We start from the raw sequence: 21,978 nt of genomic DNA, 5'->3' as shown, positions 1-21,978 counted from the left end.
GTCCTGCTCCGCAGGAGCGACGCGCCGACGCTACGCGTCGGTTCAGCACCCGCTCCGCGGGTGCTGGGCTCGGTCCCTCCGGGACCGGATCCGCTCCGCGGATCGAGTTGGATCGTCGGTGCGGTGTCCCGATCGCTCCGCGATCGTGCCTCCTCCCCGACTCGCCTTCACTTTTCAAGTCCAACATGACTGGGGTGCAGGTTAATTCGGCTAGCAGCCGGGGGCCGGGGGCCGGGGGCGTTGGCCTACCCGACTGGGTGCTTGGTGACGGCTCGTCAGTTACGACTAGAACGTCGAGCCGTGCCAATCCTGTGTGCCGCTGCTTCCTTGTCTCCAAAACTTTGGAGTATTCGAGTTCTGCCACTCCCCCGCTCACTGGAGAATGGAACCCGGGAGCGGGCGAACGCGTCTGCTGTCGCACTGAGCTCAGCGGCCAAACCTCAGCCGCTTGATGGTCCGATGGTCCCAGGAGCACGGATCAGATCGATGCCGTGCTCGGCAAGGGTAGCGGACACCAACTCTTCTTGCTCTGAGGGGAGTTGATCATTGTTCAGCTTGGTGCGGACCTTGGCGAGCCAGGGACCGATCATGACACGGTCGCCGTCCACCTCGATCCACTCCCGGGCGCCGGGGGTGCGTCCCCACCGTGCCACGAAGAGCCCGAGGATCTCGGTGGTTTGCGCGAACGTGCGCCGCCGCGATGTGCTCGGCCTGCCCGCGGCGTGTTTCTGTTCCAGGAGGGTGCGGTCGGGGGTGATTCCCATGCGGGCGAGCAGGTCGCGCTGGCCGGGGTCGAGGTCGGGCCAGCTGGTGAGCTGGCGGTGTAGCCAGCTGCCCGCCTTCACTCCGTGGATGACCGTGTCGCGGCGCAGCGTGCTGGGGTGGTTGCCGGCTTCCAGGTGGCGGCGCAGCAGATGGTACTTGCGATGCCAGTCGGGGCCGTAGGGGAGTTTCCAGTCTGGGTCGAGGGCTGTGAGCTGGTTGTCGCGGTCGAGGGTGAGGCGGTCCTTTCGGGCTAGGGCGCGCTGGTCGGCAAGGAACTGGCCGCCGGGTAGTTGGGTGGGGATGGCAAGGTGGCCGTGTTCGGCATGGAAGGCCTCGACGGTGGCCAGGTGGCCTTGCCAGGTGGCCTCGTGGTCGTCCCAGATCATGCCGAGATCCTCGAGCTCGGCGATCCATGCCGGATCGAGGGCGCCTGCCTGGTAGGCGGTGCGTTGGCCGGTGATGAATTGCCCCAGCCGGTAGCCGTAAGCGTCCTCGTAGTCGGCGCTCACGCGCAGGTGGCTGTGTTCGCTTTGGTAGCGGATGGCGGCGGCTAGGCCAGCGCGGCGGGGAGCAGACAGGACGGCGCCGCTGGAGGGCCACACCAGCAGGTCGAGGGCGCGGGCGATCGCGGTGGGGTCGAGGGTGTGGTCGAAGCGGAAGCGGCGGGTGATGTAGGTGTGGGAGTCGCGGGCGGGATGCTGGTTCTTGGCCCGGGGGGTGCGGGCGGCGATGGTCTGGTCGTGGTGGCGCAGGGCGGCGGTGACCAGCCAGAGGGCTTCGTAGGGGGTGCCGAGGAGGTCGGTGGGGTCGGTGCCGGGCGGGATGTAGGCGGGGATGACGAGGCTGGCTGTCTTCGTCTTGAGGGTGGGTGGTTTGCGCAGGGCGCGGCCGAGCGCTTGAACGATGCGGCGGACGCTGGCGGTGCGGTCGGCGAAGACGACGGCGTCGACGGCCGGCAGGTCGACGCCTTCGCCTAGGACCTTGGCGTTGGCCAGCACGCCTCGCTCGGCGTTGCTGAAGCGGGCGATGGTGTCGGCGCGCCGGTGGGGGCTGTGGGTGCCGTCGATGGACTGCACGACGACGTCGTCCGCCCAGTCGGGGCGCAGTTCGTCGGGGAGGGTGCGCAGGGTGTGGGCGAACTGGCGGGCGAAGTCGGCGGCGTCGGCGATCTGCTGGAAGTAGACGAACACGTGCCGCAGGTCCTGCTCGCGCATGGCTTTGAGGATGGCCAAGTGCAGGGCGGTGGTGTGGCGCGCGGTGGGCCGGGCTTCAGGATCGGTGAGCGCGTTGTGCAGTTCAGTGTCGGTGACGGTGGGGACGACGAGCTGGTAGTCGGCGAGGACCCCGTCATCGATGGCGTCGGCGTGGGAGTAGGTGTGCAGGCGGGGGCCGAAGATCTGCGGCTGGTCCATGGTCGCCAGCAGGGCTGGGTCGTCCCAGGCGGGTGCGGTGGCGGTGGTGCGCTTGGGTTGCGCTCTGGTGGTGGGCGGCTCGGTCAGGCGGGGGGCGTCCCACACATAGGGGGTGGCGGTGAGGTAGAGGCGGCGCTCGGCAGGGATGCGCTCGTTGTCGTGCAGCGCAGTCCAGTTCTTCTCCCAGGTGCCGGCCGTGGCGTGGGCTTCGTCCACGACCAGCAGGCCGAAGAGGGGGGCGGGGAAGATCGCGGAGTGTTGGGCCTCTTCGATCTTGGACAGCGAGTCGTAGGTGAAGAAGACCGTCGCTTTGGGGTGGCGGCCGAGCCAGTAGGCCAGGTACTCCCCCGCGTTGGCCGAGTCGACCTCGGCCTCGGCGAGCAACGGGTGGGAGGCGGCGCGTAGCGAGGAGACGGTGATCATCGGCTCGCGGCGGCCGTCTGCGCGGGCGGACGCTGCCCACTGTGCGACCAGGTCCAGGCTGGGCACCGCCACTGCCAGGTGCCGCACGCCGAGTTCCTCGGCTACGCGCAGTGCGAAGAGGGTCTTGCCGGTGCCGCAGGCCGAGACGGCGTGCCCGCGGGTGCGCGGGCGGCGCAGGTGGCGAAGCGTGTTGGCGAGGCCCTCCTGCTGGTCTGTGCGCAGGACCAGACGCCCGGGGTGTTCTGTTGCGGTGGGACTGGCGGTCATCGCGCGTTTCCTCGGCATGCAGGAGGGGCTGACTCGCGTTCATTCTCGCGTACAGCAGGGGTGCGGCGCAGTGTCTCTGCTCTGGCGGGGGCGCGCTGCCAGCCCATGCGCGCCCCATGATCAGTGTTGTCGGATGCGGATAGGGGGCGACGGCTCGGGGTTCGGGCTTTCTCCGCTTGGTTTCAGGCAGCCCGGCGGAAGGCTGTCTTGCGTGACGTGGGCAGGCGCAGAAGGTCTTGCAGGGGCGTGCCGTGTTCGGCCCACCGGCGCAGGCGGTCCCGGTCGATCCAGTGCACTTGGTGGCGTTCGCCCCATGTTTTGGCGTCCCGGGTGAAGGAGCCGTTGGTGACCACGACTGCGATATCAGCTCCGTGCGCGGGGCCTGCGGTGCCTTTGACCTGGTACATCACTGAGGAGCCGACCTTGCCGGCGACGGTCGTATGCTTGGCCTGCAGGACGATTCTGCCGCGTTGGCGGTCTTCGCCGATGACGTCTGCGGCCTGGTCTCCTTGTTGGCCGACCTGCCGTGCGTTCCAGCCGTCCCGGAGGAGCAGGTCACGTAGGGCGAACTCGAAGGCCCGGTCGTCCATGGCGTCGAGTTGCGCGAGCGTGATCCGGAGCCGGGCCAGCGTCTGGGCCCGCACCTTCCGGGCCTGCAGTTCACGGATGAACCGTCAAGCTGCGTAGCCGAGGGCGAGAGCCGCGAGAACGGCGAGCCATGGCCAGATGCGGACGGCTGCCTGCCATGTGGCTGTGGCGATCTTGGCCAGCAGCCAGAGTGCGGCGCAGGCGACGGCTGCGGCGGCGGCCTGTTCCCTGCCGCCGCGGGGTGGGCGTAGCCGGGGCGAGCGGCGGGGCATCAGTGGCCCACGCTCGCTGACACTGATGGTGTAGGGGTTTGCGGTGTTGTCGGGGAGGCCTCTCCGAAGCCGATGAGCTGGCTCCATAGCCACACCACCGCGATCAGCCCTGCGATCGACCAGCCGCTCAGTTTCTTCGCGCTGGGGCGGGGTTTGCGTCGGTAATGACTTCGCACCTTGTAGTAGCCCTCGGTCGGCTTCGCCACTGCTTCCTCCTCCATGTCGTCAGGCCGCCAACTGCGGTCTGATCTCTGGGAATTGGTGTAGCAGCGGGCACTGACAAATCCGCCGGTTTGATCAGCGGAGGCCTTGGCAGTGCCTCGAAAACGCGCCGTGACGCGGTCACGGGTCCGGCGGTGTTCGAACATGCGGGACAGTGGTTCTCGGATCTGCGGAAACTCCTGTCATGCGGACTGGACTGGCGTGTTCTGGTACGGCTGCGGTGGCCGATGCAGGTGCTCATGCACCGCAGTGCTCTGTTTCCGTCACTTCGATCACATGCAGAAATGGCATGAAGCAGTACGTGTTCGATGCGCTCCTTCTGGGAGGCAGGTCGGGTGCCTTCAGGGATGGGCGGCTTTCGACGCGGGAGCGCTGTGGGGCTGCCTTTCTCGACGGGGCCGAGAGGGGTACAGGCAGCCCCGGCGGTTGTGGCTACGCCTTGGGCCGACGGCAGGTTGAAGATCAGTGAGTGTGCGCGGCCTGGGGCTTGCGTTTCGTCGGCGAGGGCGGGTCCGGCGTCCGTCGTGGGGTCATTCGGCCGCTTCGGTCAGGTGGGTGATGGTGGAGCCGTCGATGTTCTTGGAGATGTGCAGGCGTTGGGTGATGCGGCGGCGGAGTTCGGGGACGTGGCTGATGAGTCCGACGGTGCGGTCGTGGGCGCGTAGGGAGTCCAGGACGTCGAGGACTTGGTGGAGGGTGTCTTCGTCGAGGGTGCCGAAGCCTTCGTCGATGAAGAGGGTGTCCAGTGCCTGGCCGCCGGCTTCGGCGGTGACGATGTCGGCCAGGCCCAGGGCGAGGGCCAGGGAGACGTAAAAGGATTCGCCGCCGGAGAGGGTGTCCGTGTGGCGTTTGTGTCCGCTCCAGGCGTCGAGGACCTTGAGGTCCAGGCCCGATTTGGCGCCTCGGGCAGCTCTGTCGTCGGAGTGGACGAGGGTGAAGCGGTGGTGGGACATGCGTGACAGGCGGGTGTTGGCGGCGTCGACGACGTCTTCGAGACGGGCTGCCAGGACGTAGGACTCCAGTTGCATGCGGAGCTGGTTGCTGGGGGAGCTGCCGCTGATGAGGCCGTGGAGGTGATCGACGGTGCCGTAGGCGTCCTCAAGGGGTTCCAGGCGCTGGATCTGGGTGTCCAGCTGAGCGGTGAGGGCGGCCAGGGTGGTTGTCCGGTCGGCGGCCTGGGTGGCGAGGGCTGCCGTGCGGGTGTGGGTTGTGGTGGCGGTGTTCAGTTCGGTGACGGCGTGCTCGAGGTCGGCGGGTGGCTGGGTGATGGCTGCCTGCAGTTCGGGTTCCGCGAGCCGGGCGGTCAGTACGAGGCGCTGTTCACGCCAGTGGGTGATCTCTTTGTCGATCGCGGTGAGTTCGTCGTCGGGCAGGCGGGCGGCCGAGGCTTCGGCCGGGGAGGTGAAGCCTGCCGCGTGGGCTGCCTGCTCGGCGAGAGCGGCGGCGCTGTGGCGGTCTGTGGCGGTTGTTGTCACGGTGGCGGCGCACGCGGCGGCGGCGTCGAGGCGGCTGGCGTGCTGGGTGAGGGCGGTGATGCGGTCGGCGAGTGTGGCGTGCCCGTTGAGGGCGGTGGCGAGGCGGTGGGTGAGCTCTTCGCGCTGCGTGTGCAGGCTGTCGTAGGTTGCGTCGGCGGCGCCCATGCGTGCGGTGGCGGTGTTGCGGGTGTGCTCGGTTTCGGCCTGTTCCTTTTCCAGAAGGGCGAGTTGTTCGCTGGCCGGTCCGGCGTCGGATGCCTGGGAGAGGGCGTCGGCGAGGTGTTGTTCGAGGGCGGTGCGGTGGGCGGTGAGGTCGGCGAGAGGGGTGTCGCCGCCGGCTTCACCGCGTGCCGTGGCGGCCTGTTCGTTCAGGTGGGCCAGGGCCTCTTTGGCCTTGTTCTCACTCTGCTGGGCGCGGGTGTGGGCTGCTTCGGCGGCCTGTTCGTCGGCGGCGGTGGGCTGGCCTGGCTGGGCAGTGGCGGGTGCGGGGTGGGTGGGGGAACCGCATACGGGGCAGTCTTCGCCGTCGACGAGCCGGTCGGCGAGTTCGGCGACGATGCCGTCCGTGCGGCGGCGTCGGATGTCGATGTACGTTTTCGCGGCTTGCTCGGAGTCCTTCTCGGCCTGGCTGAGGACTTTGTGGGCGACGCTGATCTGCTGGTCGAGGGCGTCACGGCGCCTGGCGGCTTCCAGCTGCTTTTCAACGAGGTTGAGGGTGGGGGTGAGTTCGCGGCTGGTTTCCTGCGCGCTGTGGGCGGCTTCCAGACGTGCGGCAAGGTCGGCGCGGCGTTGTGGAAGGGCGTTGAGCCATTGCTGGGCGTCGGTGAGGGTTTCGGTGAGCTGCTGGCGCTCGCGGTCGAGTGCGGCCAGTTCTGCCGTGTGGCGCTGGAGGGTGGCCTCGTCGGGCAGCAGCGCCTGGACAGCGCCGGTGTCGGCGTGCAGCTGCTGCGCGGCGTGAGTGAGGCCAGCGTCGTCGAGGGATGTGTGTTCGGGCGGCAGCAGGGCGCGGGCGCGGCTGTCCTCGTCCAGGGCACGGGTGTGCTCGCGGTCGGCGGTGTGCGCGGTCTCCAGGACGGATTGCAGTTGCTGAGCTTTCACAGCCCGGTCGCGGCGTTCGGCAAGGAGGTCGTGGCGGGTGGCCTCCTCCTGGAGCAGGTCGAGCTCGTGTGCGGTGGTGCGGTGGGCCTGCTGGAGACGGTGGAGGTCGCGGACGGCCTGTTCTGTCAGGCGGGCTTGCGCCAGCTGCTGCTCGGCGGTCTCGGTGGCGGCGTCGGCGGCGTACTGGCGGGTGAGGGCTTGGTGGTGCAGGGCGCTGGCCCACGCGCGGGCGGGTGCGGTGAGGGTGGCGGGGTCGTCGGCCCGGGGGGCGTTCTGGGCGGGTTCGAGGTCGTCGCCGGCTGCCTGCTTGATGCGTTCGGCCAGGCGCAGGACGTCGGCGCGGGCCTCGTCGCGCGTCTTCGCGGTGAGGGTTTTGCGGTTGGCGAGGAATTCTTCGATGAGGCCGAAGCGGCGGGTGCCGAAGAGGGTGCCAAGCAGGATGCGGCGTTCAGATGCGTCGGCACGCAGGAACTTGGTGAACTCGTTCTGCGGGAGCAGGACGACCTGGCAGAACTGCTGCCGGGTCAGGCGCAGGAGGGACTTGATCTCCTCTGCGGCTTCCCTGTGGGACTTGATGACGCCTTCCCACCGGCCGTGTCCGTGTTCGTCGAGGACCCACTGGTGCAGGTGGGTTTCGGCCTTCTGGTCGACGAGTTCTGCGCTGTTGCGCAGGTGGGGTCGCTTCTGGGCGGGGATCCTGCGGATCTGCAGGCGCTTGCCGGCCAGGGTTAATTCCAGGGTCACTTCGGTCAGCAGGTCCGCGGGAGCGTGATCGCTGCGCAGCCGCATGTTGCGTTCGTGAGGCGGCAGGCCATACAGGGCGAAGCAGATGGCGGCGAACAGGGTGCTCTTGCCGGCGCCGGTGTCGCCGTGCAGGAGGAACAGGCCGTCGGCGGACAGGGCGTCGAAGTCGACGGTGTGCCGGCGGGCGAAGGGGCCGAAGGCCTGCAGGCGCAGGGAGTGCAGACGCATGTCAGACGGTTTCCTTCTCCTGGGCGCGCACGCGCATGTCGTCGACGGCCTCTTGCAGGAGGCCTGCCTCTGCGGTGGTGGGTGGGGTGCCGCGCACGGCGGTGATGAAGTCGTGGGCGATGTCGAGGTCGCCGCGGCCGCGTACCCGTTCGCGGTAGGTGGGGCTGTCGGTGGCCTGTGCCGGGATGCCAGCGGGTACGTGCCGCATGTCCAGCGTCTTGGAGAAGCGCTGTCTGAGTCGTGCCATCGCCTCGTACGGCAGGGCGGTGTCGGTGAGGGTGACCTGCAGCCAGGCTTCGCTGAGAGCTTCGTGCGCGGGGTCGGTCAGCAGATCCTCGATGCGGCCGGTCAACCGGGCCAGCGGCAGATGGAGGTCGGCCGGGATGTTGTGGCGGGTGATCGTGGGGGCTCCGGCGGCTGGCAGGTCGGCCAGGGTGATCGATTTGGTGTGGTTGGCCTCGGAGAAGGAGTAGGCCAGTGGGGAGCCGCTGTAGTGGATGCGGTCGTTGACGCTCTGCGGGCGGTGCAGATGGCCCAGGGCGGTGTAGTCGATGCCGTCGAAGAGGTCGGCGCCGGCGTGTGCGACTCCGCCGACGCTGATGTCGCGTTCGCTTTTGCTGGTGGTGGCACCGGTAATGAAGGCGTGGGCGAGGACGACGGAGCGGGCGCCCGGACGGGTGGCGAGGTCAGTCCGGATGCGGTCCAGTGCCGAGGTGAGAACGGCCTGGTGGGAGGCTGTCTCTGCGTCCAACTGGGTGCGTACCAGGGCGGGCTCGAGGTAGGGCACTCCGTAGACGGCGACGGGACCGTGCTCGTCGTCGAGGAGGACGGGGCGGGCAGCGTCGGCGGGGTCGGTGCGCAGGTGAACGCCGGATTTGGCGTACAGGCCAGAGCCAGTACCGAGACGGTGGGCCGAGTCGTGGTTCCCGCTGATCATGACGGTGGGGATACCAAGGTCGGCAAGCTGGTGCAGAGCCCGGTCGAACAGACGTACCGCGTCCAGGCTCGGAATGGCACGGTCGTAGATGTCGCCCGCGATCAGCAGGGCGTCCACCTTCTGGGTGCGGGCGGTGGCGCAGATGTGGTCCAGGACCTTGCGCTGGTGGTCGATCAGATCTTCCCCGTGGAACCGGCAGCCGAGATGCCAGTCCGAGGTATGCAGGAACCTCATGGGCACAGACCGTAACCAGAGTGGTGGGAGCTACGGGCGGTTTTCCCGATAAACGGTCTTGTTTCGGGGACTTGGGGCACGTGAGGGAAAGGTTTCTTCGTATGCGCCGCCGGGTGGCGGAGCCGGACGCGGCTCGCAGGGTGATTGTCAGTGGCAGGAGGCAAGATAAGCAGTGGGGGAAGGAGGATGTGATGTCGTTATCGCGTTCTGCCAGGACCGAGCACACTGTGGCACCCGGGGGCTGCCGGTGGTGCGGAATCGAAGCCCGCGCGCACGCGCGGCAATGGACTGCGGAGGCCGGATGGCACGCCTGGACGGCGCCGACCACTGAGCAGCGCAAGGAGCGCATGCTGCAGCGGCGAACGCAGCAGCAGGTCAGCAGGCGAGGGCCTGCACCTCGGTGAAGATGTCCCGTAGCTGCTGGGGGACCTCTTCGGGGGTGGTGAGCATGGACACCAGTGCGTAGAGCATGTCGGCCTTGCCGTTGGGGCTGCTCTCTGCGGCCTGCTGTTTGATCATGTAGAGGATGCGCTCGCTGAACTTGCCGCCCCGGTGCTCGCTGAAGTCGTCGGCGCTCCAGGGCTGGCCCTCGGGGCGGGGCCAGTGGGCGTTGGCGGCGGCTGCCCACTGGAGGTCGCTGAAGAGCTCTTCCAGTTCGTTGTAGCCCTGGCTCTCGCCGACGTACGAGACCTGCTTGGTGAGGTCGAGACCGGCTTTGATGAGTTTCTCGGTTTTGAAGTGCTTATTTGCGCGGCTGTCGGCGTCGACCATCAGCATGACGGTGCGATGGTGCTTGACGAGGTAGCCCGCGAGGTGGAGTGCTCCTTCGTTGTTGTCGCAGGCCCACAGGGCGATGCCGGCCGCCTGCAGGGGCAGTCCCTGCGAGAGGCGGAAGAGCAGGGGCACGCACTGCTGCTCGGTGGGGCCTTCGACTGCCAGGAAGCAGCGTTCGTGCAGCAGGACGGAGTTGCGCAGTCCCACCGCGGCGGCGATCTGTCCGAGGTGGAAGTCGATGCCGTCGTGGGTGTCGCCGTCGAGGCGCTCGACGAGGGTGCGGCCGCTGTCGCTGAGCTTGAGGTGGACGACGTCGGCGATGTCGACGCCGTCGATGAGGTTCATCGAGTGGGTGGCGACGATGACGCTGACGTGGGGCAGGGCACACTGCTTGCGGATGATGTCCATGACGGTGCGCTGGTGGCGGTAGTCGAGGTGGGTGTCGGGCTCGTCGTAGACGACGATGGTCTGGGTGGGCTGCGGCTCGTCCTGCTCCCCCGTCGCGGCGAGTTCACTGCTTTCGAGGAGGCTGCTGGTCCACTCCCACACGGCGAGGGCGATGCGCCGGGTGCTGCCCTGGCCCGAGCGGGTCAGATCCACAGGCTCGCCGTCGGCCTTGGAGACCTCCAGCGGCGCTCTCTTGAAGCCGCCCTTGAAGGAGACCTCGGGCATGCTGTCAGTCATGCCGCCACCGTAGCTGACCAGCAGCTTTGGGCTTCGACCAATTACGGGTCGGTCGACCCCACGCTCACAGGTCCAGGGCCAGGTCGGTGCCGGCGAGGCAACCGTCGATGGCCTCCGGTCGGTACTGCAGCATCTTCAGTTTGCGCTTCACGGCGCGGGTGATCTGGCCGAGGTCGGCCGCGGCGAGGTTGCCGATGTACCGCTTGACCAGCGACCAGACTCCCTCGGTCGGGTTGAGGTCCGGGGCATAGGTAGGCAGCTGGAACACAGTGAGCCACTCGGCGTTCGCGTCGATGAACTCGCGCATGCCGGCCGTCAGGTGCAGGCGGACGTTGTCCCAGACCAGCACGATCGGTCCGCCGAGCTGGATGCGAGCGCGGACGATCAGGTCACGGAAGTCGCGCCAGCCGAAGCCCTTCGGTTCGTCCTTGCGGCCCCGGTACTCGCGGATCGCGTAGATCAGCCGGGACCGCTGGCCCGGCTTGTAGCCGGCCATCCCCGCCATCGACACGCGCCCCGAGCCTCGGCCCCTCACCCTCACGACCGGGGTCTGGCCGATCCGGCCCCAGGTCCTGGCGCGCGGCGGAGTCATCGACTGCCCGGCCTCGTCCTCGAAGAGGATCCAGGCGTTGCGCTCCGCCGCGGTGCTCTTACCCGCGGCCAGGTCTCCTTCTTCCACACCTCGATCGTGTCGTCATCGCGCTCGATCGCCCGTCGAGTGGGCTGCTGCCAGCTCCACCCGTGGCGCTTCAGCAGCCGCCAGGTGCCCTCGACCGTGTAGGAGACGTGGAAGAGCCGGCCGATCAGCGTCTTGATCCGTGCCAGGGTCCACCGCTGGTCCGCCCAGCCGTGAGCCAGTGGACCACGCTCCAACTCCTGCTCCAGCCTGTCGAACTGGGCTTCACTGAGTCGAGGTCTTCCCGGCGACCCCTTCGACAGGACTCCCGCCTCGCCGCTCTCGCGCCAGGCCCGGCGCCACCGCTCGACCGACCGCAAGCTGATCCGCAGGGCAGCGGCAATCTCCGCGTTCTTCTGCCCGCCCACGAAACGCTCCACGGCCTGGAGCCGTAACCGCTCCCGCGTGGTCCTCTCGGCGTCGGTCAGCCCGCCGCCCTGCGCATACCTCCCACCCAACGGCTATCGGTGCCGACGGCCGGCTGTCAGGCGAACGGCACCGACATCACCCAATCAAGTTCAGTTGCGTGAAAACGGCCGGGGCCGTCAGCGGGCGGTGCGGGGTGCCCGGTGACGGCCGTCGGTTTTTTGGTGTTTCAGAATTTCGAGCTGCACTTCAGCGGGTACTCGTTGCCGACGAAAGAGATGCAGACGCGGTAGTAGTAGCTGGCGCCGCCCAGCATGTTCGACCAGTCCGAGCCGCCGGTGGTGTCCGGGACGCGGATACTGAGCGAGCGGATGAGCTTGCCGGCGGAGTCGTACTTCTCGATGTAGCCGTAGGAGTTGTAGAGCGAGTTCGAGGAGTTGTTCGTCACCCGGACCCAGGCTGCGCTGCACCCCGACGACCAGCGCAGTTCGGCTTTGCGGCTGTTGTTGTCGATGGTCCGCTGTGTGGAGACGCTCGCCGTTTCGCAGGCTGTGGCTCTCGGACCCTTGTTGTCGCAGCTTGTCCCGCTGCAGCTCGCGGCGAACGAGGTGCCGGCCAGGGGGAGCATGCCCATCGCGACAACGGCTGCAGAGATGGTCGCGGTACGGGTCACTATCTTGTTCACGAAGGCTCCGGATTCCATGCAGATGGTACGAGCATTTATGTGAAGCGCCGGATGATCATAGGTGTGACGGTGCCGGACCGGCAATCATTATTGCTATCAAGAGCAGAATTCGGCCGATGTGCGGGGAGAGGCCAACCGAGTAAATGGCAATTTAAATCACTCTTTGTGCGGTCCGGCCGGGAGTGTCCGGGGCCCGCCCCGGGGATGGGGGTGGGGGTGGGCCGTCGGGGGCGTGTGGCCGTCCCGGGGCCGGGTTCCCGGGCCGTGGGGCCCGGCCGTAGGGCGGTGTGCCGGAGTGGCTGGAAAGTTTCGTCGGCGGGGTGGGGCATGGACGGATGAGCGGGTGGCCGGAGGCCGGGAGTGCCGGGAGGCCGGTGGGGGGATTTGCAGGCGGGTGTGTGCCGGGGCCTTCGGTTGCCGGGTGCCGTCCTCAGTGACTGTGGGGACCGCGCCGCTCGTCCGGCCGTGTCCGTCGCGGGTGTGCTCGTGGTCGGCCTGGTGTAGGGCGCGGGGGCGGGCATCTTTGTCTGGCGAGGCGGGAGTTGTCCGGCGGTCCCGCACGCGGTGAACGGCCGCCCGCATCACCCTGCGGCGGCTCGCTGCGGCACGTACGCCTGCGGAGCGGTCTTTGAGGTCACTGGGGTGGGCGCGAAGCCGTTGCGTGTGTCCCCTCTTTCCTTTCGCCCAGAGCGTGAACTGCCCGGTCAGACGCTCACCGATCCGTTTGCCGGCGGCAGGCAGGCCGTCCGTACATGCTCACCAGCGACGTAGCCCTCCCCCGCCTCATCTGCGGTCCCCCGGCCAGTCGGTATCGACGCTCGGGTCATGGGTTCCCGCGGGGCGGATGGGGCAGGGCTCCTCGCCGGCGCCGGGGGGGTGGGGTCGAGGCCGGTCTGCTGGGCGTAGAAGGCGGCGGCGTGCTGTTCGCCGCGGGTGCGGTGGTGCAGGCAGAGGGTGTAGTGGAAGGCCAGGGCGTCGGGGGGGGAGGGCGGGTGACGGCGGTTTCGCACAGTGTGTGGAGTTGGCGGGCCGCGGGCGGGCCGGTGAGATCGGGGCAGTCGGGATGGCCGGGGGCGGGAGGGAAGTGGGCGGCCGGGGTGGGTGCCGTCGTCGTAGGAGACGTGCCGTCGTCATGAGGGATGGTGTCGTCGGGGTGGTGGTGCAGGCGGGGGTCGGGCGAGGAGCTGGTCGGCGGCGGGCGTGGCGGGCGGGGGCACTGCCGGGTGTGGGAGCGCCGAGGAGTGCCTCGGCGGTGGCGCGGGTGTGGTGGGCGGTGGCGGAGCTCGGCAGCAACTGGTAGACCGTGGCCACACCTGTGCCGAAGGAGGCCGCCGGCCGGGTGCAGGTGTCACCGCAGCGCAGGTGGGCCAGGACGAGCAGGGCCTGCCGGTTCGGGGGTGGGCGCCGCCGGCGGGTGCCGACCTGCCGGCGGTGCTCGGCGAGTTGCCCGGTCGGGCAGCGCGGAGCGTCCGGCAGCAGGATGCCGCCGTGGTTGGGGCTGTGTGCGCCGTCTGCCGGGGCAAGGCGGAAGTCGTGGCCCGCTTCAGCGAGAGCGGCTGCCACACGCAGGTTTTCGGCGGGCTGGTTCCTCCGTGGTTCGTTCCGGTGCAGGTCGTGGTGGCCGTCCTGCATGACGATGCGCAGGGGTTTGCGGGGGACGCGGGAGATGAGGTCCGGGTAGGGGCTGTCGTCCGGCATCTGCGCGCGGCCGGACAGACGTCCGATGACGCGGCGGACGCGGCACAACCGGTCCGGGCGCAGCCATGCGGCGGTGAAGGCGCGGTTGTCGCCGGTGCTCCCGCCGTAGATGCCCCACCTTTCGGGCGATTTGCGCGGGGGTATGGCGTTTTGCTGCCCGCGGGATGATCTTGGTGCGGAGGAAGGTGACGTACTGGTCGTCGATGGCGTCGTACTCGTTGTTCCGGTTCTTCGGGTTCTCTGCGCGGGGGAAGACGTCAGGATCGACGAACACGCTGATGGTGACGGGGGTGTCGCCGCGGTGAATGAGGTTGTCCAGGACGAACGCGCCGCGTACCTCAGAGGTGCCGGTTGGGCTGGGTCGTACTGTGCAGGCCCGTGGATGCGGAACTTTCGGAGGTGCCTGGGGCAGTCCGGCTGGTGGTTCGGAAGTGGCCGGCAGGGCATCCCGGTGGCCCTCAGGGGGCGGTCGTCATCCCTGGCCGTAGAGGATTTTCGTCCGGGCGCTGCGTATCGCGGCTTCAGCGGCCGGGTGGGAAGGGCTGCGTGCAGAACGGTCGGCAAGGAAGTGAGGGGGCGTCACCTTTGCGGCCTGGGGCCGGGTCGCTTTCTGCGGCTCGGCGTTCGTCGAGGTGGCCCGTCAGGCGACGATGACGACTTTGCCGCGGATTCGGCCCGCTTCACTGAGGCGGTGGACGTCCGCGAGGGCGGTGAGCGGGTGTGAGGCGCTGATATCGAGGGTGACCTTCCCCGTGTCGACGAGTTCGACGAGCGCCGCCAGATGTGCCACATCGTTACGGGCGACCATGTGGGTCGCCGTCACTCCGGTTTCGGCGGGTGGCTCGAACGGGACCGTGACCGAGACGATCCGTCCGCCCGGCCGTACCACGGATGCCAGCGCCGCGGCGTCGTGCGGGCTCAGTGGAACGAGATTGAGCAGCGTGTCCACTGGGCGGTCGAGTGCGGCTGCGACCGGCAGGGCGGTGTAGTCGATCACGTGGTCCGCTCCGTGTTTTTGGACCGCCGCGGTGCTGCGGGCGCCGGCCGTGGCGATCACCTCGGCTCCGGCGTTTTTGGCGAGCTGTGTCACGAACCCACCGACGCCTCCCCCCGCGCCGTTGACCAGTACCCGCTGGCCGGCGGTCACCTTCCCGTGCTCGAACACCGCCTGCCAGGCTGTCAGGCCGGCCACGGGAAGGGCCGCTGCGTGCGTGAGTGGAACGGACGCCGGTGCCAGAACCAGCAGTGCACCCGGCGCCGTCACGTACTCGGCGGCCGCCGCGCCCTCCAGCCGCCCCACGACCCGGTCGCCGACGGCATGCCCCCGGGTCCCCGGGCCGATCCCGGCCACCGTGCCGGCGACGTCCCAGCCCAGTGTGTAGGGGAGATCCACGGGCAGGAACGCCTGCAACAGCCCGGCGCGCAGTGCGGCCTCCGTGGGGTTGAACGAGGTCGCGGCAACGCGGACGAGGACTTCACCAGGGGCGGGCCGGGGCCGGGGAACATCGTCGTAACGGATCACGGACGCGTCGCCGAACGCATGGATACGCGCGGTCTTCATCTTCATGCCGCGAACGTATGGCCCCCAGTCGAGACGGTCCATGCGTCATGGTGTTGCACGCATACGTGAACGTCTCGTGCATAGGCTCGGCCCCATGGATGTGCTCAGCGACGTGATCAGCGTGGCGCGGACCGGCAGGCCCCGGTCGGCGTACGTGCGATGGCATGCACCATGGAGACAGCAGTTCGTCCCGGTACCGGGGTCGGCGGGCTTCCAGGTGGTCCTCGAAGGCGTCTGCTGGCTCCTGAGCCCGCACACGGCGCCGCTCCGCATGGGTGCGGGCGACGTACTGTTCCTGCCGCACGGCAGCGGGCACACGCTGGCCGACCACCCGGCATCGGCGGTGACAGGCCCTGCCTGTACCGCCGATGCCCCCGAGTTGTCCGAGTCCTACGTGTCGGACAGTGTCGACCCGCTCGGCCGGGGCGGTCCGGCCACTGTGATGCTCTGCGGCGCCTACCGGCTCGACCCGTCCAGAACCCACCCGTTGCTGCTGACCCTGCCGGACCTGATCCACCTGCCGGCCGACCCGGGCCGCCACACCGAGCTGCACGCCGCGGTGCGGCTCCTGGCCGCCGAGGTGGGCCGTCCGCGCCTGGGCAGCGCCGCGGCCGTCCCCGCGCTCCTGGACACGCTCCTGATGTACATCCTGCGTATCTGGCTCGCCGGACAGCCCGCCCGCAGCACCACCACCGGCTGGGCCGCGGCACTCAACGACCCGGCGGTCACCGCCGCCCTCCACGCCGTTCACCGGGACCCGGCCGCACCGTGGACCGTGGCGAAGCTCGCCGCGGAAGCGGGCCTGTCCCGGGCAGCGTTCGCCCGGCGCTTCTGCGCGCTGGTCGGCCAGCCGCCCCTCGGCTACCTGACCTGGTGGCGGATGACCACGGCAGCCCGCCTGTTACGGGCGACGCAGGCACCCCTGCGGTCCATCGCCGCGCAGGTGGGCTACACCTCCGAGTTCGCCTTCGCCACCGCGTTCAAACGCGCACACGGGCTGGCCCCCGGCGCGTACCGGCGCGGAAGCTGAACCAGCGGCAGCAAAAGCCGCCGGCGGAAGACGGGCAGCACCTGGGCGGCGAGTTCCCGGACGTCACGGACAAGGAGTGGCGGGGGCCGTGAGGTTGTGCCTCGCTCCGTCTCTTCTCCTTGGTCCCGGCTCGCTGACACCGTGTGCAGGCGGTCTTCGACCGTATCCCGCCTACTTCTGTGAGTGCTCCGCCAAGGACGGAGATACGTGCACCGGCAGGAAGACTGTGAGCCGGTCACGTCATCCCGCGGGCTCGGCGGCGGCAGGGCGGTGAACCTCCAGGACGACCGCGGTGCCGGCCACGGTTCGGTCCTCGTGCATGGTGATCTGCCGGCCGGGCCGGACGTGCGTCCAATGAGAGGGAGTGAGGGGCACGAGGCGAACCGTGGCTCGGCCGCCGGGCTCCAGAAGGGGCACGCGCTCCACCCGGAGGAAGGCGATGCTGACCGCACGTCCACCGGTGGGTGAGAGGTGTCCGATGTCCCACATGGGTCGCAGAACACCGGCGCCCGGGATCGGCGTGGTGCGACGAGCCTCGCCGGCAGGACGCAGTGTCAGATCCGCCCGGATCACACCGTTGCGGATCTCGGAGCACCGCCAATGACACCAGGCCGCGCTCCGCTCGAGCCGGAGCTGCTCAGCCGCTTCGGCGAGCTTCTCCCAGAACTCCAAAGGGAGCGAGCGGCCGTCCCCGAGCTCCTCCAGCAGGCCCAGGGCGATCTCCCATTCGTCGTGTACGAGGTAGTCCCAGATGTCCCCCACCGTGATGTCGTTCTCCGTGGCGGTCTCTTCCGGGACCAGCAGGGAAGCTGATTCGAGCAGCTCAGGGACGTCCATACGCTCATTGTCGGCCACATGAACCATGAGGCTGCGCTTCCCGGTCTCGCCGCATCCTCACCCACCCGCAAAGGGCAGCCGACAGGACGACGAAGGTGGCGGGCACGAGCGCCGCGCCTCCCGTGGCCCCGGGCGCAGGGCTGGCCGCAGGCCCTGCTCGCACGGCTCGGTCCAGCGCAGCAGGTGGCCCCGCACCCGTCGTCCCCGGCCCGGGACGACGGGCCCGCGCCCGCTCGTGCATCATCCGTTGCGGGAGTACCACGCCAGGCAGCGGCGCCACACCGCAAGGCCGGACAGCAGGGCCAGCAGGGCGACCAGCGGTGACAAATAGACCAGTACGGGTGAGACGGGCACCGTGCCGGCGTGACCGGTCAGCCATGCCGCCGGGTAGTAGCCGGCGAACGCGATCGGGATACCGAACGTGAAGGCGCCCTGCAGGACCGCCGGAAACACGCTCAGCGGGTAGTTGCCGAAGTTGCCCGCGGTGTTGTCGAGCCAGAAGAACAGGGACTCACTGCCCCTGAACCGCAGCACCAGACCCGCGATGTGCAGGTTGAGCCCCAGCTCGATCACCGTGGCAGCGGCGACCGCGACGGCCAGGAAGCACAGCGCGGCCGGCGACCAGGTGACGTCCACCAGGGACAGGCACACGGTCAGCGACGCTCCGGCCACCACCAGGTCCCCCAGGGCGTTGATCGGCGCCTCGTACGTGAACACCTGGAGCAGCACCGGTGCCGGACGTGTGCGGAAGGCCTCGAAGCGGCCCTCCCGCAGCAGGTGCGGGATCAGCCCGAGATTGCCGAAGAACAGCATGTACAGTCCGTGTCCGAGCATGCGGATACTGCTGATCAGCAGGATCTCCCCGAGGCCCCAGCCGCCGAGCGAGGAAAACCGGCTGAAGATGACCGTCGCGAACAGGAGAACCGTGATCTGGTAGGTCACACCGTTGGCGACGGCCATCGCGAAGTCCGCGCGGTTGGCGAGCTGGCTGCGCAGACCGGCCCGCACGATCACGGCGGCCAGCCGCAGCCTGCCCACCCGGCGGGCGGGCGCGGCGGTGCCGTCAGTCGTCGTCATCCGCGTCACCCTCCCAGCACGAGCAGCCGGCGGGCCGCGCGCTGCCACATCACCCGGCTCAGCAGAGCCAGTACGACGCACCACAGGGCCTGCTCGGCGACGTACGGCCAGCACTCCCCCGCGGGGATACGCCCCGTGTACAGGGAGACCGGCACGTTGATGGTCGCCGCGAACGGCAGGTGGACGGCGACGGCGCGAAGCCCCTCCGGGAAGAACCACAGCGGGATCAGCCCGCCCGACAGCAGCAGTTGGGCGAAGGCCGCCAGCCGGTTCACACCGAAGGAGGTGATGGTCCAGAAGCTGGTGAGGTCGACCAGCAGGCCGATCTGGTAGAAGACGAGCTGACCGAGTCCGTAGGCCGGCACGGTGACCGCCACGGCGGCCAGGGACGGCGGCAGCGCGACCAGCCCGCAGGCCACGCCCACCGCCAGGCCGGCCAGCAGCCAGGCCGTGGCGTACAGGCTCTCGCCCAGGCCGCGCCAGGCGCAGTAGCGGCGGGCGGAGAGCGGGCGGACGAACCAGAACACCACCGATCCGTCACGGATCTTGCTCTGCGCGGTCTCCTGCGAGGCCCCTTCCATGATGACCCGGCCGGTCCCCATGAGCGTGGCGAGCACCGAGTACGTGATGGCCTGGGACATGCCGAGGCCGGCGACCGTCTCGCCGCTCTCGCCGTACAGCGCGCGCCACAGCAGCACGTACAGGAAGACCTGGGTGACGATCACGAAGGCCGTCGCGGCGATACGCGGCCGGTAGGCCCACTCCGTTCGCGGCACCAGAGTCATGAGGCGGTACGCGCGGGGGGACCGCCACGACAGCGGGCCGGGCCGGCCGGCCCGCCGCGAGGCAGGAACGAAACGGCCGGTGAGGCTCATGTGGCCGCCCCCGCGGCCCCACTCGCCGGCTCAGGGCGCGCGCGCTGGTGCAGGGCGCGCAGGACGTCCTCGGCCGTCGCCCCCTCGTAGCGCACCGAGCGGACCGGGTGCGCGGCCAGCAGTTCGGCGGTGACCTGCGCCCGGTCCGCCCCCGAAACCGGCCTGACCCGCACGGTCGCCCCCCTGACGGACACGACCGTGGCCCGGACCAGATCCAGCCGCGGCGGCGGCGTCTCGAACTCGACGAGGAAGGACCGCTCGGCACCGGCGGCGACGGCGAGCCGGTCCCGCTGCCCGTCGTGCACCACCCGTCCGCGGTCGATGACGACGATACGGCGGCACAGTGCCTCGACCTCCGCCATGTCGTGCGTCGTCAGCACCACCGAGTGATCGCCGGTCGCGGCCAGCCGTGACAGCAGCTCCCGCACCTGGTCCTTCACCATGACGTCCAGACCGATGGTGGGTTCGTCGAGGAAGAGGACCCGCGGCCGGTGCAGCAGCGCAGCGGCCAGATCGCACCGCACCCGCTGGCCCAGAGACAGGAACCGTACCGGGGTGTCCCAGAACGCGGAAAGGGTGAGTACGTCGTCGAGTTCGGCCAGTGCCTCCCGCCAGACCCTTTCGGGCAGCCCGTAGACGTCACGCAGGATCGAGAAGGAATCCCGTGCCGGCAGGTCCCACCACAGCTGCGTGCGCTGCCCGAACGTGACACCCATGTTGCGGGCGTTGCGCTCCCGGTCGCCGTAGGGGTCGAGCCCGCAGACCCGGACCGTGCCGGTGTCCGGCAGCAGCAGGCCCGTCATCAGTTTGATCAGGGTGGACTTACCGGCCCCGTTCTGTCCCAGCAGCCCGACGAACTCGCCACGCGCGACGCGCAGATGGACGCCGTCCAGCGCGAGCGCGCGTTCCGACGGCCGACGCAAGGGACGGCGGATGCTCCAGGCGCCGGCAGCGCCCCAGGAGCGGAACGTCTTGGTGACGCCGGTGACCTCGATCACCGCCTCGGTACCGCTCATGACACACCCCCGGACAGCACCGGGCCGCCCCCCGCGGCCATGACATCCCGGGCGCCCCCCAGGACCGCCGCCTCCACCAGCGGATACAGCAGCTCCCCCACCGCCGCCAGCCAGCGCACCGGAACGACCCGGCGCAACGCCCCCGGCACGAGTGTGGCCAGAGCCGTACGGGCGGCAGGCCGCGTGGGGTCGGGGAAACCCCCGTCGGGCGCACCGAGGTCCCGGGTGACCACACCGAGCGTGTAAGCGGTGGTCCACACCTCGGCGAGCAGGACGTCACTGACCCGGTCGTGCACGAACGCGCGGTACGGGAGGATCTCCAGCGCCTGCCGCAGCGCTCCCACGACCTGCTCCCGCCCGATACCCCGCTGCGCCAGGACCTCCCCGGCCGGCACCCGGCGCCACCCGCCGGGGGCGGCGGGATCGTGCACATAGACCACGGCGAGCTGCTCCCACCAGCAGAAGTACGGCACGGCGGACATCGCCGGCAGGACGGAACCACCCGGGTCCGCGGCCGCGGACAGACAGGCGGCGCTGCGCGGGCCCATGACCTCGTTACCCACAAGACTGGGCGGATTGGCATGATCGACCGGCCCGGCCACGGGAACGAGTTTGTCCACCCCCCGCACATAATCGAGCAGAGTGACATCGTCGGTCGCCTCGGGCGTCGCCTTCGCGGCCGCGTACTCCTCGAAACCGAGAGCAAGCCGCACGGGCAGCACCAGGGCCACCGACGGCAGGTAGTCGTCCACCACGGGCGCCCACGCGTGACCGAGCAACGCCGCGGCACGGACCGCGTTCGCGGTACGCGAACCCCACTCCGTGAACAGACTCAAAGACGCCTGCGGCCGCGCCGCGGCCAGCGCGGCGACCGTGCCCGCGAACCCCTCAAGCGGCAACGCGTCGTCCTGCACGACCAGATGATGCGTGGCACCCGGCGCCACCGCCTGCCAGGCAAGGCGGGCGGTACGCAACGCCGACGGCGGCCCCTCCGGCTCCGGATCGGACACGATCCGCGCACCCAGCGCGGGATGGGCCTGACTCAACGCCCGTGCCGCGGCCATACGTTGCGGGTGAGCCATGATCACGGTGGACAGAAACGGGTGTGAGGGGTGCGGTGTCATTACCAGGTCTTTCTCGTGGACAGCAGGGCCGAAGGCCAAAGCCGGGGGGCGGTGGGGAAAAGGGGGGCGGGCGGAGGGGCGAAGGGGTCGTCGGAGAGGGCGGAAACCGAAGCCGAGAGACGTGGGGCGAGGAAGGGCAGCGGAGGCGGGTGTCGTGGGGCGGCGGGCGGCGGGCGGCGGAAGCGGAGGGGTCGGAGGGGTTGGCGGCCGAAGGCGGGGGGGGCGGCGGGAGGAGCGTCCGCCTGCGGCTCACCGCTCGGTCTTGCCGAAGGCGGGCGGCACACCCCGCATGGCCCGGTACAGGTGCCTGAGCGGGCCGGCCCAGTGCAGCAGCGGCTGGAGCAGAAACGCCGGAACCAGTGCGAGGACGGACGGCCACGTGGGCACCTCGGCCCGGACAGCCACCCCGCGATGCACGGCCAGCCACTGACGCGCCTTCATCACACACCACATGGCGTGCAGCACCGTATAGATACATGCCGTCAACGCCCACACCAGCAGCGCACCACCCCCACCGTCCACAGCGAGAGCCACGATCGCGGCCAGCACCACGGCAGGACCGCCGAACCACCACACCGTGTCCAGACCCTCCTTGACGAACACGACCGTGTTACGCGGCCGGAAAACACGCAACACCGGATCCGTCAGCAACCGCCGGCACCCGACGAGCGAACCATGAGCCACAAGCGCGTACGCCTTCCCCAGCGCCCCAGGCCCGGGATAACGGTCGACCAGGTTGAACACGGGCAGGACGTCCATGACGGCACCGGCGGAGGAAAGCTTGTAGCCGACGAGCAGATCATCGACCGGCTCCTCGTACATACCAATAGACACCAGAGTGTCGTGGCGGACGAACAGCCCGGCGCCGACCCCGTACACCACCGGCTCCACAACAACCCCAAGCCACACA

The 21,978-nt window shown here is 69.5% G+C and carries 14 protein-coding genes and 2 pseudogenes; 1 reads left to right on the top strand and 15 read right to left on the bottom strand.

The features are described from left to right. Nucleotides 1-440: 440 nt before the first annotated feature. From IF28_RS0135655 to IF28_RS0135600, 9 genes and pseudogenes are all read right to left on the bottom strand, one after another. Nucleotides 441-2,867 carry a DEAD/DEAH box helicase gene (locus IF28_RS0135655; protein ID WP_051714002.1) on the bottom strand — a complete coding sequence of 809 codons (2,427 nt, stop codon included), beginning with the start codon at nucleotides 2,865-2,867 and terminating at the stop codon, nucleotides 441-443. A gap of 182 nt (nucleotides 2,868-3,049) precedes the next feature. Continuing rightward, nucleotides 3,050-3,727 (bottom strand): annotated as a pseudogene (locus IF28_RS36780) (restriction endonuclease). Nucleotides 3,728-4,479: 752 nt separating this feature from the next. Then, a complete protein-coding gene (locus IF28_RS0135645; RefSeq protein ID WP_030229527.1) occupies nucleotides 4,480-7,494 on the bottom strand; it encodes an AAA family ATPase in 3,015 nt (1,004 codons plus the stop codon). 1 nt (nucleotide 7,495) lies between these two features. Further along, nucleotides 7,496-8,665 carry an exonuclease SbcCD subunit D gene (locus IF28_RS0135640; protein ID WP_030229525.1) on the bottom strand — a complete coding sequence of 390 codons (1,170 nt, stop codon included), beginning with the start codon at nucleotides 8,663-8,665 and terminating at the stop codon, nucleotides 7,496-7,498. Nucleotides 8,666-9,040: 375 nt separating this feature from the next. Further along, complete coding sequence (locus tag IF28_RS0135635; protein ID WP_030229523.1) at nucleotides 9,041-10,123, bottom strand: ATP-dependent nuclease; 1,083 nt, start codon at nucleotides 10,121-10,123, stop codon at nucleotides 9,041-9,043. Between the two features lie 64 nt (nucleotides 10,124-10,187). Next, nucleotides 10,188-11,257 (bottom strand): IS630 family transposase gene (locus IF28_RS40445; RefSeq protein ID WP_420713812.1). Its coding sequence is split into 2 segments (ribosomal slippage): nucleotides 10,188-10,795 and nucleotides 10,795-11,257, totalling 1,071 coding nucleotides; the frame shifts between segments, so codons are not numbered across the junction. A 137-nt stretch (nucleotides 11,258-11,394) separates the two neighbouring features. Further along, nucleotides 11,395-11,850, bottom strand: a complete 456-nt coding sequence (locus IF28_RS38420) for a DUF2690 domain-containing protein (protein WP_158713749.1) — start codon at nucleotides 11,848-11,850, stop codon at nucleotides 11,395-11,397. A gap of 1,293 nt (nucleotides 11,851-13,143) precedes the next feature. Further along, a pseudogene (locus IF28_RS40100) lies at nucleotides 13,144-13,332 on the bottom strand (IS5/IS1182 family transposase); the annotation flags it as partial. An 856-nt stretch (nucleotides 13,333-14,188) separates the two neighbouring features. Beyond that, a complete protein-coding gene (locus IF28_RS0135600) occupies nucleotides 14,189-15,151 on the bottom strand; it encodes an NADP-dependent oxidoreductase (RefSeq protein ID WP_234325416.1) in 963 nt (320 codons plus the stop codon). 52 nt (nucleotides 15,152-15,203) lie between these two features. Here IF28_RS0135600 and IF28_RS0135595 point away from each other — a divergent pair, with 52 nt between their 5' ends. Next, complete coding sequence (locus IF28_RS0135595) at nucleotides 15,204-16,139, top strand: AraC family transcriptional regulator (RefSeq protein WP_030229509.1); 936 nt, start codon at nucleotides 15,204-15,206, stop codon at nucleotides 16,137-16,139. A 240-nt stretch (nucleotides 16,140-16,379) separates the two neighbouring features. On the opposite strand, the gene IF28_RS0135590 is transcribed toward IF28_RS0135595, so the two are convergent. The 6 genes from IF28_RS0135590 to IF28_RS36775 form a co-directional block, all read right to left on the bottom strand. Then, complete coding sequence (locus IF28_RS0135590; protein ID WP_030229507.1) at nucleotides 16,380-16,976, bottom strand: hypothetical protein; 597 nt, start codon at nucleotides 16,974-16,976, stop codon at nucleotides 16,380-16,382. A gap of 240 nt (nucleotides 16,977-17,216) precedes the next feature. Beyond that, the gene (locus IF28_RS0135585) at nucleotides 17,217-18,053 is read right to left on the bottom strand and encodes an ABC transporter permease (protein ID WP_051714001.1); all 837 of its coding nucleotides are present in this window, start codon (nucleotides 18,051-18,053) and stop codon (nucleotides 17,217-17,219) included. A 5-nt stretch (nucleotides 18,054-18,058) separates the two neighbouring features. After that, a complete protein-coding gene (locus tag IF28_RS0135580; protein ID WP_158713748.1) occupies nucleotides 18,059-18,829 on the bottom strand; it encodes an ABC transporter permease in 771 nt (256 codons plus the stop codon). A 95-nt stretch (nucleotides 18,830-18,924) separates the two neighbouring features. Next, nucleotides 18,925-19,944 (bottom strand): ABC transporter ATP-binding protein, encoded by a 1,020-nt coding sequence (locus IF28_RS0135575; RefSeq protein ID WP_030229501.1) that lies wholly within the window; start codon nucleotides 19,942-19,944, stop codon nucleotides 18,925-18,927. Continuing rightward, nucleotides 19,941-21,026: a hypothetical protein gene (locus tag IF28_RS0135570; protein ID WP_158713747.1), complete on the bottom strand. Its 1,086-nt coding sequence runs from the start codon at nucleotides 21,024-21,026 to the stop codon at nucleotides 19,941-19,943. The genes IF28_RS0135575 and IF28_RS0135570 overlap by 4 nt, the downstream gene beginning before the upstream one ends. Nucleotides 21,027-21,317: 291 nt before the next feature. Further along, on the bottom strand, nucleotides 21,318-21,978 hold a 661-nt coding region (locus IF28_RS36775), incomplete at its 5' end, for a hypothetical protein (RefSeq protein ID WP_037894804.1).

Source organism: Streptomyces sp. NRRL WC-3626 (genome assembly GCF_000718785.1).
Taxonomy (GTDB): Bacteria; Actinomycetota; Actinomycetes; order Streptomycetales; family Streptomycetaceae; genus Streptomyces; species Streptomyces edwardsiae.
Note: the sequence above shows the minus strand (reverse complement) of the source record. Positions and strands in the feature narration are given on the sequence as shown.